Genomic DNA, 15,682 nt, shown 5'->3' on the forward strand with positions numbered 1-15,682 from the left:
TAAAAAGAAAGCGATGGCCGGCCATCCCGGAACCATCGCTTTCTCTTTGGCCTCTATGCCCAATTCCCCTATAATAAGGTGGAAGGGTGTGAAACGAACGATGAAACCAGACAGCTATCTAACCATAGCCCCTTATGGGGAAACAGAAATTATCATCCAAAAATCTCGCTTCATTTGCCGTGCTAAACATGTGGCAACTGAAGCGGAAGCCGTCCAATTCGTACAGGAAATCTCCAAAAAGCATTGGGATGCGACCCATAATTGCTACGCTTATCACATCACCGAAACCACGCAGAAATCCTCCGATGACGGAGAGCCTGCCGGAACGGCGGGAAGGCCTATCCTTGAAGTGATCCACGCCAAGCAGTGTCTGTACACTGCCGTCGTCGTCACCCGCTATTTTGGTGGAATCAAGCTGGGCGCAGGCGGATTGGTGCGCGCTTACAGCCAAGGAGCCGCGGCGGCGATTGAAGCGGCTGGGCTCGTCAAACGGATGATGCATCAACAAGTGATAATCACATTTGATTATTCTTTCATGGGCAAAATGGAACATGAATTGCATCGAACCGGTTATCTATTGGAGACGCCGTCCTTTGCCGACAAAGTGAGTTGGGCCGTTTGGACACCACTGGGCGAAGAACAAAAACTGATTGAGCAAGTAACCAACTGGACCCACGGCCAGGCGGTGCTATCGCTCGGTGAAGCCGAATATAAAGATGTGCCCCTTTAAAGGCATCTAGATGGGAACATCATCGCGGCTTCCGCTACTGATTAAACAATGAAGAGCCACACCCTGTAAATGGGGTGTGGCTCTTGCAACTTTAAAACGCCGGCACGACAGACCCGTTATACTTTTTGAGGATAAAGTCTTTTACCTTTTGCGAAGTGAGTACCTTCACCAATTTTTGAACGCGTGGATCATTTTCATTGCCTTTTTTCACGGCCAATACGTTGACGTACGGAGAATCTTTTCCTTCAATAAACAGAGCATCTTTCAACGGATTCAGTTTTGCTTGCAAGGCATAATTGGTGTTGATCACTGCGAAATCGACTTGATCCAGCATACGTGGCAACGTCGCAGCTTCCAGCAGCTTAAATTGCAGGTTTTTTGGATTTTCTTTGATGTTTTTCAGCGTTTTGTCACCTTGACGGTTGTCCAGCTTAATCAAATTGTTTTGATCCAACAGCAGCAAAACACGTGTGATTTCACTGGTTGCGTTAGGCAGAGCGACTGTGGCTCCGTTTTTCAGTTCACTGATGTTTTTGATTTTGTTGGAATACGCCCCCATCGGCTCAATGTGAACCCCAGCCACTTTCACCAAGTGATACCCTTTTTCTTTGTTGGTGGCTTCCATCCAAGGAATGTGTTGAAAGAAATTGGCGTCGATCTGCCCTTCTTCCACACTTTTATTCGGCAACACATAATCTTGGAACGCTTGGATCTTCAACTCCACTCCCTGCTTTTCCAATTCCGGCTGAACAAACTTCAGAATTTCCTCATGTGGAATGGGCGACGCCCCCACCGTCAACACTGCTGATTCATCTTTCTTTCCGCAACCCACGCCAAACGCGGCCACCAATGCGACCAAACCTGCCGCAATCCATCTTTTCATTTTCATCATTGCCATCCTCCCATGCATCAACTTATTTAATAAAATCGATCGGATTAGACGGATTATGTCACGTCTATTTGCCCTGACACGGGGAATTCCCGCTTCAATTCCGGCTCTTACCCTCCATTCACCGTTTGTCCAACCGACGAACCAACCAATCCCCTACCATTTGAATGAGCTGTACCATCACAACCAACAGCAAGCCGCAAATATACAACATGCCATCATTGAACGATTGGAAACCGTACCTAAACGCAGCATCTCCCAAACCACCTCCGCCAACAATCCCTGCCATCGCCGAAAAGCTGATCAAGGATACGCAAGTGACGGTTAATCCGGAGACAATGGCCGGCATCGCTTCTGGCAACAGCACTTTCCAGATAATGTGCAAACGGGAAGTCCCCATCGCTTGCGCCGCTTCAATCACCCCACGGTCAATTTCCCTTAAAGCGGTCTCCACCATTCTGGCGTAAAACGGTGCCGCACCAGCGATCAAAGGCACAGTTGCTGCTGTGGGTCCGAGCGTGGTTCCCACCAAAAACTCCGCGACAGGAAATAAGAAAAGGACAAGGACAATAAACGGTACAGCGCGGAAGATATTCACAATCGTGCCCAATGTTCGTTGCACCCATACATTCTCCCAAAAATAACCGCGATCCGAGACGGTAAGCATCACACCCAGAGGAATTCCCAGAAGCGCGGTGAACAAAGTGGATATGCTCACCATATACAAGGTTTCCCCCAGCGCGACGGACACTTGATTCCAATCAATGCCGGTCAACATGCCCGTTCACCTCCATTCAACACTTGGCGCACGGCCAGCACTTGCTCCTCTGTCCCATCAACTCTGACGCGCAAGCGGTCATCCTGTTCTCCCGCAATGGCTCCGCTGACAACACTGAACCGAATTCCATGCTTTTTAGCCAATGTCACCAACTTATCTGCATCAGCAAGCGGCAATTCAACCACTTCCCCTGATGTGTCATCGTCTTGGATACTAGGCTGCAGCTCTTTGACAAACTGTTTGGTCAACGCCTGTTGTGGTTGGCTAAAGATGGAGGAGACCATGCCCGTTTCCACGACCCGGCCGTTTTCCATCACTGCCATCTTGTTGCAAATCTGCCGTACCACACTCATTTCATGCGTGATTAATACCAAGGTGATCCCCATCTCCCGATGAATCTCCTTGAGCAGTTGCAAAATGGATGCCGTGGTTTCTGGATCTAGCGCTGATGTCGCTTCATCGCACAAAAGGATATCCGGCTCATTGGCCAAAGCCCGTGCAATGCCGACCCGCTGTTTTTGTCCTCCGCTCAACTGGGAAGGGTAAGCGTCAGCACGTTCAGCTAGTCCTACCCGCTCCAAAAGCTGATCGACTCGCTTGCGAATCTGCTCTTTCGGCAACCCTGCCACTTCTAGCGGAAAAGCCACATTTTCGCGAACCGTTCGCGACCAAAGCAAATGAAAGTGCTGAAAGATCATGCCGATCTTCTGCCGTGCCTGGCGCAATTCTCTCTCTTTCAGACGGGAAATTTCTTTCCCATCCACGATGACTTCACCCTTTGTCGGCATCTCCAGCCCGTTGATCAGCCGCAACAGTGTCGATTTGCCCGCACCGCTATAACCTACGATGCCGAAGATGTCACCTCGGTTGATCGTCAACGTCACCCCGTCCAGCGCAGTCACGACCGAGCCCCCATCGCGCGCCGGATAGGTTTTGATGACTTCTTTAATCTGAATCATTGAGGTTTCACCACCTTTATTATGCAATAAAAAAATCCCTCTGCTCTGAAGATGGCAAGAAGGGATACGTCTATTATTGACACACCTTTCTCTCATCTGTCAGAACGAATCTGCAGGAATTGGCACCTTTCTGATGGTTGTCAGATGGTTGCCGAGGGTTCAACGGGCCTGGTCCCTACCCCTCTCTTGATAAGAGAATGTTGCTGTATTCAATTATTAACATATCAACTATTGAGTTATAAATTATCACAATAAAAGACATTATGTCAATCGTTATTTATGACTGGAAAATCTTAACCATCCACACGGGAGCGATATCCCCTTCCAATGTTACAGGAAACGTTTTCGGTTCACACATTTATCACATTTTTACCACGAGATTACATTTAGATAACAATACGGCTACTCCCCACTAAATCAGGGGCCGCTGGCGTATAATAAAGACAGATCCTCAAATTGAACTGCTGGAGGTGCCCAACATGGAATACACGGTTGTCGGAAAATCGTTTTGGTTTGGTGTGTTGAACGCGACATGTTTAAGTATCCCATTGTGGCTTCTCTTGTACTTCGGCCTAAAGTTGATTTTCTAAATGAGGCAACATCGTTGGCGCACCATTAACAAACTGATTACACCCTGGAAAACCAGGCTGATGGGTATATAAAAACGGGTGGCTTTTGCTTTGATTTAGCAAAAGCCACCCGTTTTCTCATTAGCGCGCCCCATTTCCGGAGATCACGATCCAAACGGTTTTGAGCAAAATGTGAAAATCCATCTTGAACGATTGATTTCTGATGTACTCCAAGTCCAGTTCCAACTTTTCAGCAGGGGTCGCCTCATATCCACCGTTCACCTGAGCCCAACCTGTCAATCCCGGTTTCACCATCAACCGTTTCTTAAATCCCGGAATCTCTTTGTCAAATTGCTCCGTGAACATCGGTCGCTCCGGACGCGGGCCGATCAAACTCATATCCCCGCGCAGGATGTTGATCAACTGCGGCAGTTCGTCAATCCGGGTTTTGCGGATGAACTGGCCTACACGAGTGACGCGCGGATCATTCTTGGCAGCCCACTGCGGACCGTTTTTCTCTGCATCCGTACGCATCGAGCGCAATTTGAAGATGTTAAACGTTTTGCCGTTTAAACCGACCCGCTCCTGTTTGTAGAAGATGGGACCTGGTGATTCCAATTTGATCGCGATTGCCGTCAAAATCAGCACCGGTAGAGTGAAGAGCAATAACCCAATGGAAAATACGATTTCAAACCCGCGCTTAAATGCCAAATAGAAAGAGGCGGGTGTTTTCATTTCTCCGGAGAATGCGCGCGAATTGCTCTCGTAGGCTACTTTTGAACTCATCCGCAAACCACTCCTGCTGTGTATAGTATCAAATCACAATTATTTTCGGCTATCGACTAACTTTACAAAAATGACAGTAACATTACAGCAATGTTTCAAACCGATTACTGTTACCAAGTATACTGTAATCTTTCCACGTTGACAATAGCCGAATTGTGAAAAATGAAATCTTCATGGCCCGTTCTTTCAAGCATGGGGTGTGCGGGTTCGTTATTAGTGTTTACTGTTCCTTGCCCATTTTACGATATTCCTCTTGGTAATATGCGTAAGTTTTGGCCAATCCTTCCCTGAGGCTCACTCGCGGCTCCCAATCGAGCACCCGACGCACTTTTTCATTATTAAAATAGCTGTGCTTGATGTCTCCCGCCCGATCCGGACCGTAGTTCACCTCATGCTTCACACCTGCGATTTCATCAAAGAGGCGAACCACTTCATTTAAAGACGTGCTAACCCCAGTTCCCACATTTAACACTTCGCCGTCCCCGCGCTCAATCGCACTGAGGTTGGCTCGAGCGATATCCTCGACATAAATGTAGTCACGGGTCTGCTCACCATCACCAAAGATGGTAAGCGGTTCACGGCCCAGCACCTTGTCGATGAAGATGGAGATCACGCCCCCCTCACCACGCGGATCTTGGCGCAAACCGTAAACATTGGCATAGCGCAAAACGGTGTAATTCAAGCCGTACAGATGATGGTACACCGACAGGTAATGCTCCACCGTATATTTGGAAACGCCATATCCGGACAAGGGGCCGATCGGATGGCGCTCATCCACAGGAAGGTAAGCAGGCGTGCCGTACACTGCGGCCGAAGAAGCGTAGACCACTTTCTTTACACCAGCCTTACGGCAACCCTCCAACAAATTGATGGAGCCTAAGATATTGATGTTGGCATCCAGAGACGGATTGTCCACAGAGGTATTCACATGGATTTGCGCCGCTTGGTGAATAACCACCTCAGGCCGCTCCTGCTCCATTACTGCATGCAAATCAGGACTGGTAATATCTACGTTGTAAAAGACGGCATCCGGGTTGACTTGACTCTCTTTTCCGGAAGAAAGATTGTCCACAATCACTACCTGATCTCCGCGCGCAATCAACTGATCGACAATATGGGAGCCAATAAACCCGGCCCCGCCGGTCACTAACACTTTCATTGGATGAACCCCTCTCTCATAGACGCGATGACTTGTTTTCTTTTTGAACCTACTGCGAATCCATTCTGCAAAGCAAAAGAGGCGGTGGCGGATTTGGTCGTCAAGCGCTTGCAAAAAGCTAAATCAAGCCAAGCGGATTCCTCTGATCTCCGCCATGAAGATGCCCCTTATGCCTATCTTATCAAGTTAAGCCGCAACATATTTGAACAAATGTATGAAACATCATATAATGATACCTATCCAAATGTTGGAAACGGAAGGGGCGTCCTTGTGATACGATGGTTGTTGCGCTTGCTTTGCACTTTACTGCTGGCAATCATGGGGGGCGTCGTGTACTTTGGTTACCACATCTGGTCGGCAGCGGAACGGGTGTATGAACCAACTTCCTTGTCCAAATCGGCGTTGCGTTCCCATGCGGTGGACATCGCCAAAGATCCTGTTGCCCTGTTGCTTGTGGGGGTGGATGAACGCCGGGGGGATCAAGGACGAGCCGATTCAATCATTGTGGCTACGATCAACCCTCATCAAAAAAACATCATGCTAACCCACATCCCCCGCGACACGCTGGTGGACATCCCTGGAAGGATCAAACGGGACAAAATCAACCACAGTTACGCCTACGGTGGCATTGACTTGACAAGGAAAACAGTGGAGCAGTTTCTCCATATACCGATAGATGGCTACGTCAAGGTAAACATGCAAGGGCTGAAAGACATCGTGAATAAATTGGGAGGCGTTGAAGTGAAAGTCCCCATGTCGTTTCGCTTTGGCGGACACCAGTTCAAGCAGGGAATCATGCGATTGAATGGGGATCAGTCCCTCGCCTTCGCCCGCATGCGCAAAAGTGACCCCCGTGGAGACTTTGGCAGGATGAAACGGCAACAGGAGCTGATTCGCGGCATCATCCATCAAAGCACTTCCCTCCATTCCCTCACTCAGTTGGCTGATGTCTTGGAACACCTCAGCACCAATGTCAAAACAGACATTACCCCGGTTCACATCCTGAAGTTGCAACGACTTTACGCCAATCTGCCCTCAGAGCAATTCCGCTCCTGCGAAATCAATGGGAAAAACACCAAAATTAACGGCGTGTACTATTTTCAAGTGAGCAAACAGGAACAACAGCGCATTCACCGCCAACTGGCAGAGCACATCGACTGGCAACCCGTCGGGCAGTAAAACGCGCGTAAGCAAGAAGGAACCCCCGTCTATGCGTAGACAGGGGTTCCTTGCTTCGTTCAACTTGATGTGACTGTTTGCGTACCCAGCAATCCGGCATACAGGGCCAATAGTTTCCGTTCTTCCACATGCCAGTTATACACTTCTTCATGTGCCTTGCGGCCATCTTCACTCATCTGCTTGCGCAATTGCTCGTCCTTCAAAATGGTTGTCACTTTCTCCGCCATCTCTTTCGGATTGAGTGCGTCAACGGTGAATCCGCAACCGCTTTTCTCTACAATCTCACGCCACATGGGAAAATCGGTCGCGATCAGCGGCAAGCCGGCAGCCATGTATTCAAACATTTTAATCGGCAGGGATTCCCGATAGTTCTCGATAGGATGCAGGCACACCAATCCCACTTTGCCCTTGCCCAACCACTGCTTCACATCCTCAAAGGGCACACGTCCGTGCAAGGTAACCCGCTTTTCTTTGAGCATTGCTTCGTCCTGATCTTCCGGCCGAATATGTTGCAGGGGACCAATAATGTGCAATTCCGCTTGCAATTCTGGTGGGATGTAATCCATCATCTCAATCATTTCACGATAACCGCGCAGATAAGAAACCCCGCCCACATACAAAATCTTGTTGCCCTCGTCCTCCGCCTTCTCCACGGCGGGCATCGGCAACGGATAATTTTTAATCACTTCCGTCCGTTTGGCACTTGCAAACTGGCGCGCAATGGACTCCGTCGCCGTCACCACCGCCGACAACTTGCGGGCCAACCCCTTTTCCACCTTGTGAACGAGCTTGGACAAAGGTCCGCGCACACCTGCGGGAATCCATGGCTTGGTATGGATTTGTTTTGGCAAGTCCTCATGTGAGTCATAAATGACGGGACACCCTGTCCGCCAGGCGATCAATACGCCCCATGGCAACAGCTCCGGATCATGGAAGTGAAAGATATCGGCCCCGCTCTTCAGCGCCCGCCGATAAAGCACCCAACCGTTCATAAGCCGCTTCCACTTCTTATTCACCCGCTTGACGCCGACAATCCGCACACCATGCTCCAGCCGCTCCTCAAAATCGGCCACGGCATGCAACTCCACATGATATCCCTCCTCCGCGAGGGACTTGGCTTGTTTATGATAAATACGCGAATCGTCGTATGGATGAACCGAACTGAATATCATTACTTTTGCCGCCACTAAAAGGTACTCCTTTCATTTACGCCAATATCCACGAATCAACCATCTCTTTTCTCTAAATTACATAGTACAAAAAAACGTTGCAAATGAATATGTTCTCAATGATCTTTTCCTCAGTTCGTCACTTTCGGTCAGACGGGATGTCAATAAAATGTAGTATTTATCAGGTCTTTCCCATTCATGCAAAAAAGGTGCCTCTCTGTGAAGAAAGGCACCTTTAACCGATTCCTGCCTGATCTAAACGGATTCTTTCGTTTCTGCTTTCTTCGCTTCCCCGAGCGCAATCACAGCCAGTCCTATCCCATAGGTGATCCACATCGGAGTAAAATGAATGGCTGAACTGGGCGCCATCCCACCGAAGAAATATCCGGTCAATGCGGCCATCGTGGAGTACGCGGCCCAGCGCAACATCGGGCTTAACGATGGCGAATGCTTGCGGTTGGCAAGCTTCCACAAGCGCCACAACATCCAAAAATAGAGGGACATATAGAGCACAAAGATCAACACGCCAAAGTTAACCAACACCTCGCCCCACCAGTTGTGCAGGTTGACTTTGTTCACCTTGACGCCGTATTTAGCCATCCACGGCTCCACATTGCCCGCTCCGATGCCCATGTAATGGCTTTGTTGCAAGAATTTAAAGCCGTTGATCAACAGCCATTTACGAACCCCCGCGCTTTCACCCGTCTCCATTTTTTCAATGCCCGTATCTCCATCTTCCACGTGCCAAGCGCTGTTCTTAATATCCTGCAAAAATCCAAGTGTGCTGGACAGCTTCGTTTTTGCCGCATTTCGTGCTTCTTCTGACAAGAAAATCGCGCTCAAGCCATTGGCCAAGATGACCGCCGCCACAATAGCGGCCACAGCTTTGGCGATATTTTTCTTAGTCAGCTTCTCCCTTTCAACTGCAAACGGCAGTCCAATAATCAACATCAAAGAAGCGAGCGGCAAAGCAAACGCGGTGTTACTGCGCGAACCCGTAGCGATCAATATATAGATCGTCAACACACCGGTAATATAGATAAACCATTTATGCTTTTTCTGCAGATCAAGCATAAACAAAGCTGTTGTCAAAAACGGCAAGCCCAGCGTGATGCAGGTAGCCAAGTCATTTTGATTGGTAAACACCGACGTAACCGATGCAGACGTTGTTTTAAAGAAAGCTGAGGGAGGCAAATGAATCAACGTAATTGACTCAAACACGGCATAAAAAATAATCGCCGCAAACACCCAAAACAACACCCGCTTCGCTTTCCACAGCTTTTCTTCCGATTGCAGGAAAAAAGGAAACGACAGCGTGAGCGGCAACATAAACGCCATGTAGAACAAATACTTTAGCGCTGCCCCCATGCTCATCACCCAAGACAGGGAGAGGAGCCCGTACACAAACCAAAAGGCGAAAAACGCCGCATAATAGCGGACGGGATACATATAAGATGTTTCCAAATTCTTCTGCGTCACCAGCCGCAAGATAATCCCGCCGGCGAGCAACACATATGCGATGCGGAAGAATGTTAAATTAAATCCTTCAGTCAAAGGAATCCCCAGCGTTGGTCCCAAGAGCGCAAAAGCGATCATCAAATAAAACAGGGTGTCTAATCGCTTTTGCCTCGGAATCAACATTTCACTCACTTCTTTTCACCCTTTCCCACCCAATTTCGGCAATAAACGGCCGATCTGTCGGAATGAACGAACCGAAAATAATCCCGTCGCAAAGACCGCGGCCACCGTGACGCCAAGCGCGATCAAATAATACGCCCACGCGTTCGGCAACTCATTGCTCTGCACCCAAGTCACACCAATCATGGCGGCCAAGAAAATCGTCAAATATATTAACATCGCGCGGAAACGGAAATCAACCGGATATTCTTTCTGGTTTTGTGTGTAGACATAGATGATCACAATCAGATATGCCACGACGGTCATGCTGACTGCTCCCCAAATCCGGAACAGGGGGATCAAAAGCAAACAGCCGACCACATAGACCACCGCCGCGATCATGAATCCCCGCGAGATGATTTTGGTCTTCTTCTTGATCAACAGCCCCACACCAAAAACAGTATGCAACACATTGAATAGTGTACCCAACGACAGCGCCCAAACATAGAGGTAACCACTGCCAAGTCCCGGTTTTCCGGTGGTGAACAATTGATATATCGGTTCCATGACAAAAGCGAGCAACATGACGGCCAATGTTCCCACTACCAAGAGCCCTCTGCCGACCAAACCATACAGCTGAGGCGCATCTTCTCTGTCTTTGATCGACATCGAAAAAGGACGCCAAGCCAATTGAAATGGCGATGTCACCAGTACAATGATGCTTGCGAGCCGCATCATGGCTTCATAGATCGCTGCATCATTTATCGAAGACATATGGTACAACATGGGTCTGGAAATGGAACTCATCGCCCAGAATGCCATCAATGTGGGCAAAAGTGGGGCACCGTATTTGATCAGATCAGATAAGTGCTTTCGGGAGAATTTTAATACTAGCTCTTTGCGGAATATAATGAGAAGCAACACGGCCACAGCCGTCTGCCCGACGAGCTGTCCGTAAAAAATCCCCATAACACCGTCCTTTTGGACGATCACAAAATAAAGACTCAGCAAATTGGAACCAATCACATAGGCCATGCTAAAAATATTGAACAACCATACGCGACCGGCATAGCGAGCGTAACCGAGCAAATGTTGAATGATGATTGCGCCAACCGTCGCCAAAAACGCCACGGCCAATAAATAGGTATAATCGCCACTATGATCATATACCACTTCAGCTAACGGTGCACCAAAAAAATAGGCAAAAGCCGTAAAAATCAAACACATGGTCACACTGAAAGCAATGGCGTTGAACAAATACGTTCTGCGCTCTTGCACCGACTTGGCGTCAAAATAGTAAAAGGCCATCGCCGTATCCGTCCCCAGCACACACAAATAGGTTAGAATCAGCGTAAATGTATTGGTTTGGCCCCAATCAGCAAACTGTCCGTTCGTCAAATATTTGATATAAAAGGGGACAAGCATGGCCGAAACCAGCTTGTTCCCCATCGTTGCAACAGCAAACGCGGCAGAGTCTGAGAAGAGTCGTTTAATGAGCTGTTTCATCGTCATACACCTTCTAACCGGTGTTACTCTTGATTTTCCAACAGTTCGCGATCCGGAACATCACGCAGCACGCGGGCAGGTACGCCAACGTACAGCTTTTTGGGTTCCGTGTCTTTGTTTACCAGCGCTCCGGCCGCGATGAAACTTTCTTCAGCGACGGTAACCCCCGGCAACAAGATCGAACCGCCGCCCACGCGCGCCCCGCGCTTGACCAACGGACCCCGGACAAACTTGAAGCGCTCTTTGGTGCGCCCCATGAAGTTGTCATTGGTAGTGGTCACAGTCGGTGCGATGAACACCCGCTCTTCCAGCGTGGTGTATGCCGTGATATATGCATTGGTTTGAATTTTGGTGAACGAACCGATCTCAACTTGATTCTCCACCGCCACGCCCCGGCCGATTACCACGCAATCACCGATGGTGCATTTCTCTCGCACCGATGCTTGGTCGCCAATCATCACTTCCCGACCAAACGTGCTACCGCGGTACAGCACCGTGTTAGCCCCGATCGTCGTCCCGTCCCCGATGGTCAGCGGCGCCAAGGAGGCATCCACTTTCACTGTGGATGATTTGGCTGGTCTCGGCCAACGTCCCAATACACAGTTATCTGAAATAAATACGTCCGATCCGATAACAGTTCCTGCATGAATGGTCACATTATTGCCAATCGTCACGTTATCGCCTAAAACTACGCCTTCTTCAATAACAGAAAAGTAGCCGATGGAGACGTTTGTCCCCATCCGCACAGATTCATGCACCACATTTTTCATGAAAAACCCGCCTTTATAGTTTTTCGTAATCCGCTTCGATTTTTTGTACACCTTTCATCGCATTACGAGTGTCGAAGATCACTTTGGCTTTGCTTGCGATCGCTTCGTAGTCAAATGCTGTGTGGTCGGTGGTGATCAGCACAATGTCTGCGGAAGTGAGCAGTTCATCAGTCAATGGCACCGTTTCGTACTCTTTGCCGTCCACACGGAAGTTTTTGATGTGCGGGTCGACCGTGACGAAATCAGCATTGTATTTTTCCAGGAGTTTTACAATTTCCATCACTGGCGATTCGCGGTAATCATCGATGTCTTTCTTGTAAGCGACGCCCAACACCGCTACTTTGGCTCCGTTCAATGCTTTGCCGTAACGGTTGAGGATTTTCATGATGCGGTCGACAACAAAATCGGGCATCTCGTTGTTAATCTCCCCAGCCACTTCAATCAAGCGGGTGTGATAGTTGTATTCACGCGCTTTCCAGGTGAGATAGAACGGGTCGATCGGAATGCAGTGCCCACCCAAACCAGGGCCCGGGTAAAACGCCATAAAACCGTAAGGCTTGGTTTTGGCAGCGTCGATCACTTCCCAGATGTCGATACCCATTTTGTTGCACAAGATAGCCATTTCGTTTGCCAATCCAATGTTGATGTTGCGGAACGTGTTTTCCAGGATTTTTTCCATTTCCGCCACTTTGGGGCTCGACACAACATGTACTTCGCCTTCCAGCACCGAGCGGTACAATGCAGCCGCCACATTGGTACACTCCGGCGTAACCCCACCCACCACTTTGGGGGTGTTTTTGGTGTTGAACACTTTGTTGCCTGGGTCAACGCGCTCTGGAGAGTACGCAAGGAAGAAATCTTGACCCACCTTCAGGCCTGTCTCTTCCAAGATTGGTTGCACAATTTCTTCCGTCGTGCCTGGATAGGTTGTGCTCTCCAGCACGACCAGCATGTTTGGATGCAGGTATTTGGCGATGCTCTTTGCGGAAGATTCCACATAAGAGACGTTGGGTTGTTGGTATTTATCCAGCGGAGTCGGCACGCAGATGGCTACCGCGTCCACATCCGCTATCAAGGAGTAATCGGTGGTCGCTTGGAGCTGACTGTTATTCACAATTTCTTTCAGCTCTTCGTCAACGACGTCACCAATGTAGTTGATCCCTTGATTCACTTGTTCTACGCGGTTCGGCAAAATGTCAAAGCCGATCACTTTGTAACCCGCTTTTGCTTTCTCAACGGCCAGCGGCAAGCCAACGTAACCCAGGCCCACTACACCGATGACTGCCGTTTTATCTTGGATTTTGGTAAGTAATGTTTTTCCGCTCACGATTCATTCCATCCTTTGCCCATTAGTTGTTTGCATAGTATTCCTTAATGGTATCAACGATCATATGAATGGTTTCTGTTTCCAACTCTGCGTACAACGGCAAAGCAAACGTGCGGTTGGACATGTATTCGGATACTGGCAGGCTGCCTTTCTCATATCCCAATGGCTTATACACATCTTGTTGATGAAGCGGTACCGGATAGTAAACGCCAGTGGAGATGCCTTTTTCTTTCAGATAAGCCATCAACTGATCACGGTCATCCGCTTGCACGATATACAGGTGGTAGATGTGCTTACGATCTTCAGCCGCATACGGGGTGACGAGCGGAGTATCTTTCAGCAACTCATTGTACAGGGCCGCGCGCTCACGTCGTCCGTTGTTCCAATCATCGAGGTGGCGCAGTTTGATCCGCAACATAGCTGCTTGCATCTCATCCAAACGGCTGTTGTAACCAATCATGCTGTGATAGTATTTGGGGTTGCTACCATGTACGCGCAAGATGCGGATTTTTTGGGCCAGTTCATCGTCATTGGTCACAACCATACCGCCATCTCCGTAGCCACCCAGGTTTTTGGTTGGGAAGAAGGAATAGGTAGCCGCATGGCCCAGCGTTCCGATTTTGCGTCCTTTGTATTCCGAACCCAAGGCTTGCGCTGAGTCCTCCAGCACGAACAAGTTGTGCGCTTCAGCCAGTGCCATAATCTCATCCATGTTGGCTGGCTGACCGAAGATGTGCACCGGAATGATCGCTTTTGTCTTGTCAGTAATTTTCGCTTCGATTTGTTTAACATCAATGTTGTATGTTTTCTCATCGATATCTACAAATACAGGGGTCGCACCCAGCTGGGAAACCACTTCCGCAGTGGCGAAGAAGGTGAATGGCGTCGTGATCACTTCATCACCAGCACCCACGCCCGCCGCGTCCAGCGCCAACAACAGAGCATCTGTTCCGTTAGCCACGCCGATGGCATGTTTCACTCCCACATAACGGGCCACTTCTTCTTCGAACGCCTTCACTTCCGGCCCCATGATGTACTGCCCGTTATCCAACACCTTGGCCACCGCTTGCAAAAGCTCTTCGCGAATCGGTGCCATTTGCGCTTTAAGGTCCAACAGAGGAATCTTTTTCATGATCATCATGCTCCTTGTTTCGTAAGTGTTGTGAGTTTAACCGCGTTTCTTCAGGTCGTCCATTTTCACCGGCTTGCCAGACTCGGCGGCCTCTTGGCACGCGATAACGAGGCTGAGCGCTTGCCGCCCGGCTTCCCCGTCCACAATCGGCGCGCGGTCTTCACGGATGGCATCGCACATGTCCTGAATGATGCATTGATGACCTGGGATGCCGAATGGATCTTGCTCCACACGTTGTTTGACTTGTTCCGCTTCTTCTTCATTCAGGTCCGCAAACGACCAATGCTTAATCCAGTTTGCCGTCGGTCCCCCGATGATGGCCGTTCCGCGTTCACCAAAGATCGCTAACGACTCTTCCAAGTTTTTGGGATAAATGGTAACAGCCGCTTCCAATACGCCCAACGCCCCGTTTTTAAAGCGGATCACGGACACGGATGTATCTTCAGCCTCAATGTCGCGAATTCGCGTTGCGGCGTAAGAGGAAACCTCATCTACTTCACCCATCATCCACAACAAGAGGTCCATATTGTGAATCGCTTGGTTCATCAGGACGCCGCCATCCATCGCTTTGGTGCCGCGCCATGGCGCTTGGTCATAGTATGCCTGGTTTCGGTTCCAACGCACTGTCGCGTTAGCGTGTCCGATTTTGCCAAAGGCTCCGCTGTCCAATTGCCGGCGGAGTTCCACCACAGCGGGGCGAAAACGGTTTGGATGCACCACAGCCATCTTGACTCCGTTTTTCTCGCAGGCTTCGATCATGGCGTCCGCATCTTCCAAAGTCAAAGCCATCGGCTTCTCGACGATGACATGCTTTTTGGCCTCCGCCACTTGCAAGGTCAGTTTGGCGTGAAGGCCGCTCGGCGTGCAAATCGCCACCACGTCGACATCCGATTTCAGCATGTCGGCGAGGTCGGTATAAGCGGTAACCCCTTCCCGGGCAAACTCTTTCAAACGCTCTTCATTGGTGTCGCAAATCGCTACCAATTGAGCGTCTTCCACCGCGTCAATCGCGGCAACGTGCTTCTTGGCGATATGGCCGCAGCCCACAATTCCAAAGCGTATCACAAATCTCCCTCATTTCTATTCAAGTTCATCTATCAAACATCTTATTA

The 15,682-nt window shown here is 49.4% G+C and carries 14 protein-coding genes and 1 riboswitch; of the genes, 2 read left to right on the forward strand and 12 right to left on the reverse strand.

Annotated features, from left to right (window positions below; all coding sequences use genetic code 11):
• The first annotated feature begins 100 nt into the window (after window positions 1–100).
• Window positions 101–730, forward strand: a complete 630-nt coding sequence (locus EDC32_RS09320; RefSeq protein WP_035952298.1) for a YigZ family protein — start codon at window positions 101–103, stop codon at window positions 728–730.
• A gap of 91 nt (window positions 731–821) precedes the next feature.
• Here the strand turns inward: EDC32_RS09320 and EDC32_RS09325 are convergent, their stop codons facing one another.
• The 5 genes from EDC32_RS09325 to EDC32_RS09345 all read right to left on the reverse strand — a co-directional run bounded on the left by EDC32_RS09325 (window position 822) and on the right by EDC32_RS09345 (window position 5,870).
• Window positions 822–1,613, reverse strand: coding sequence for a MetQ/NlpA family ABC transporter substrate-binding protein (locus EDC32_RS09325; RefSeq protein WP_132222042.1), 792 nt, complete (start codon window positions 1,611–1,613; stop codon window positions 822–824).
• Window positions 1,614–1,740: 127 nt separating this feature from the next.
• A complete protein-coding gene (locus tag EDC32_RS09330) occupies window positions 1,741–2,397 on the reverse strand; it encodes a methionine ABC transporter permease (protein WP_022737425.1) in 657 nt (218 codons plus the stop codon).
• Window positions 2,391–3,356: a methionine ABC transporter ATP-binding protein gene (locus EDC32_RS09335; protein WP_132221687.1), complete on the reverse strand. Its 966-nt coding sequence runs from the start codon at window positions 3,354–3,356 to the stop codon at window positions 2,391–2,393. Before EDC32_RS09335 ends, EDC32_RS09330 begins: the two co-directional genes overlap by 7 nt.
• Window positions 3,357–3,445: 89 nt before the next feature.
• Window positions 3,446–3,552: riboswitch (SAM riboswitch) on the reverse strand.
• Between the two features lie 514 nt (window positions 3,553–4,066).
• On the reverse strand, window positions 4,067–4,711 hold the full coding sequence (locus EDC32_RS09340) for a sugar transferase (RefSeq protein ID WP_022737422.1): 645 nt from the start codon (window positions 4,709–4,711) through the stop codon (window positions 4,067–4,069).
• A gap of 220 nt (window positions 4,712–4,931) precedes the next feature.
• Complete coding sequence (locus EDC32_RS09345; RefSeq protein WP_132221689.1) at window positions 4,932–5,870, reverse strand: NAD-dependent epimerase/dehydratase family protein; 939 nt, start codon at window positions 5,868–5,870, stop codon at window positions 4,932–4,934.
• Between the two features lie 270 nt (window positions 5,871–6,140).
• Between EDC32_RS09345 and EDC32_RS09350 the strand changes: the two genes are divergently transcribed.
• The gene (locus EDC32_RS09350) at window positions 6,141–7,049 is read left to right on the forward strand and encodes an LCP family glycopolymer transferase (protein WP_158283315.1); all 909 of its coding nucleotides are present in this window, start codon (window positions 6,141–6,143) and stop codon (window positions 7,047–7,049) included.
• Between the two features lie 59 nt (window positions 7,050–7,108).
• Here the strand turns inward: EDC32_RS09350 and EDC32_RS09355 are convergent, their stop codons facing one another.
• The 7 genes from EDC32_RS09355 to EDC32_RS09385 form a co-directional block, all read right to left on the reverse strand.
• Window positions 7,109–8,236: a glycosyltransferase family 4 protein gene (locus tag EDC32_RS09355; protein WP_132221693.1), complete on the reverse strand. Its 1,128-nt coding sequence runs from the start codon at window positions 8,234–8,236 to the stop codon at window positions 7,109–7,111.
• A 237-nt stretch (window positions 8,237–8,473) separates the two neighbouring features.
• Window positions 8,474–9,868, reverse strand: a complete 1,395-nt coding sequence (locus EDC32_RS09360; RefSeq protein WP_132221695.1) for an O-antigen ligase family protein — start codon at window positions 9,866–9,868, stop codon at window positions 8,474–8,476.
• A 6-nt stretch (window positions 9,869–9,874) separates the two neighbouring features.
• A complete protein-coding gene (locus EDC32_RS09365) occupies window positions 9,875–11,341 on the reverse strand; it encodes a lipopolysaccharide biosynthesis protein (protein WP_022737417.1) in 1,467 nt (488 codons plus the stop codon).
• Window positions 11,342–11,364: 23 nt separating this feature from the next.
• Window positions 11,365–12,111, reverse strand: coding sequence for an acyltransferase (locus EDC32_RS09370; protein ID WP_022737416.1), 747 nt, complete (start codon window positions 12,109–12,111; stop codon window positions 11,365–11,367).
• A gap of 13 nt (window positions 12,112–12,124) precedes the next feature.
• Window positions 12,125–13,441 carry a nucleotide sugar dehydrogenase gene (locus EDC32_RS09375; protein ID WP_132221697.1) on the reverse strand — a complete coding sequence of 439 codons (1,317 nt, stop codon included), beginning with the start codon at window positions 13,439–13,441 and terminating at the stop codon, window positions 12,125–12,127.
• A gap of 19 nt (window positions 13,442–13,460) precedes the next feature.
• The gene (locus tag EDC32_RS09380) at window positions 13,461–14,570 is read right to left on the reverse strand and encodes a DegT/DnrJ/EryC1/StrS family aminotransferase (protein ID WP_102993624.1); all 1,110 of its coding nucleotides are present in this window, start codon (window positions 14,568–14,570) and stop codon (window positions 13,461–13,463) included.
• A gap of 36 nt (window positions 14,571–14,606) precedes the next feature.
• Window positions 14,607–15,635 carry a Gfo/Idh/MocA family protein gene (locus tag EDC32_RS09385; RefSeq protein WP_132221699.1) on the reverse strand — a complete coding sequence of 343 codons (1,029 nt, stop codon included), beginning with the start codon at window positions 15,633–15,635 and terminating at the stop codon, window positions 14,607–14,609.
• Between the last annotated feature and the right edge of the window lie 47 nt (window positions 15,636–15,682).

The sequence above is a fragment of the Laceyella sacchari genome (assembly GCF_004343255.1).
Classification (GTDB): domain Bacteria; phylum Bacillota; class Bacilli; order Thermoactinomycetales; family Thermoactinomycetaceae; genus Laceyella; species Laceyella sacchari.